The organism is Acinetobacter lwoffii, from assembly GCF_024129115.1.
Classification (GTDB): Bacteria; Pseudomonadota; Gammaproteobacteria; order Pseudomonadales; family Moraxellaceae; genus Acinetobacter; species Acinetobacter lwoffii_T.
The window spans coordinates 1-1,457 of record NZ_JAMXXO010000058.1; the positions used below are offsets into that span (position 1 = coordinate 1).

The 1,457-nt window shown below is 34.2% G+C and carries 2 protein-coding genes; both read left to right on the top strand.

The features are described 5' to 3' along the window. The first annotated feature begins 747 nt into the window (after positions 1–747). Complete coding sequence (locus NI470_RS15645) at positions 748–978, top strand: antitoxin (protein WP_005020941.1); 231 nt, start codon at positions 748–750, stop codon at positions 976–978. Further along, complete coding sequence (gene vapC / locus NI470_RS15650; RefSeq protein WP_253148918.1) at positions 975–1,373, top strand: type II toxin-antitoxin system tRNA(fMet)-specific endonuclease VapC; 399 nt, start codon at positions 975–977, stop codon at positions 1,371–1,373. Before NI470_RS15645 ends, vapC begins: the two co-directional genes overlap by 4 nt. The last annotated feature ends 84 nt before the right edge of the window (positions 1,374–1,457 follow it).

The window sequence follows — 1,457 nt, forward strand, 5'->3', positions numbered from 1 at the left end:
ATAAACAGGACTGCTGTGAAAAAAAGTAGTGGTAAAGGAGAAAGTAAGAGAGCTTTTACTATTTTTTCATTTGAGTATTTCACTAATTTAATTCTCTTATCTACTCAATAAATAATAATACTATAACGATTTTATTGGAGGTTTTTTGATTCTATTTAACATAATAGCGGTTATACGAAATGCCTTTTTAAATAATATTATTTATCAATAACTTAATACGATAAATCCAAAACCTTAAAGATCAAAAAACACACGTTTTAACAACTCGTATGTTTTTTAAGCAGATTTGTAATCTTTCGCCAATAAAATCGTCTAAAAAATACTCAATTTTGGCATTTTCCCAATGTTCTCAGCTCTTCCAGGGCGAAAACTATCCCCAATTGCTGTGGATGAAATTTAGGCTACTTTGTAGGCTTAGGCTCACATCAATCTCGGCCCTTTGCGGCTATCCGGCATACTGGAATTTTCATATTATTGAATGGTCAGGAACAGGAAGTTCCATATAATTAAAAATAAGCGCCAGGATGGGGCCAGATAAGACAAGCAAAAGCACGCAAAGACCTAAAGTTCCAATAAAAAACCCTGGCAGGATGCCGGGGTTTTTTATGCTCTGTACTTTTAGATGAGGCCTGGATGGCATCTAGAATATGGATTAAAGTCATTCATCAATTACAACAAATCACACGTTATAAATTATTCAATGATAAGATATGTATCAATGATAGCTATCTTATTAGGAGATAAAAAATGGAAGTTGCTAAAGTCTTTCAAACAGGTCGAAGTCAAGCAGTTAGGTTACCTAAAGCATTTCGTTTTAATGGTACTGAAGTAGCGATTAAAAGTTTTGGGCGTGGTGTGTTATTGATGCCTATCGACAATCCTTGGGATGTAATGCTAGAAGCTCTAAACGAGTTTGAGGTAGGATTCAAGTTAGAACGAGCAGATCAGGGCGAACAAGTACGTGAGGATTTCAAATGATTTACCTCTTAGACACAAATATTTGTATCTATGTGATCAATCATAAGCCAGAGCATGTTTTTGAACGCTTTAAGCAATACCAGCTTGGTCAGCTTACGATTTCAAGCATAACAGCATCCGAATTAGCTTTTGGCGTTGAAAAATCTGGCTCTGAGCGCAACAAGCAGGCATTGAACAAGTTTTTATCACCTTTAGATATTTTACCTTACGATGAGAAAGCAATCTGGCATTACGCCAAACTACGTCAAGATCTACAATCTACAGGTAAAATAATTGGTAGTTTGGATATGCTAATTGCAGCGCATGCCCTAGCTTTAGATGTTGTATTAGTCACAAATAACATTAAGGAATTTGAGCGTATAGATGGATTAAAGCTAGAAAACTGGGTTAATTAAAATTTCTAGTCCTTTTAAGGACTAGATTTCTCATAATTTGTATAATATTAATATTATTAAGATTCTATAAAAATGAAAAAAATC

Bases quoted from the DNA above. Each gene is read 5' to 3' on its own strand.
- NI470_RS15645 (WP_005020941.1), top strand. From the start codon at position 748: ATGGAAGTTGCTAAAGTCTTTCAAACAGGTCGAAGTCAAGCAGTTAGG.
- vapC (WP_253148918.1), top strand. From the start codon at position 975: ATGATTTACCTCTTAGACACAAATATTTGTATCTATGTGATCAATCAT.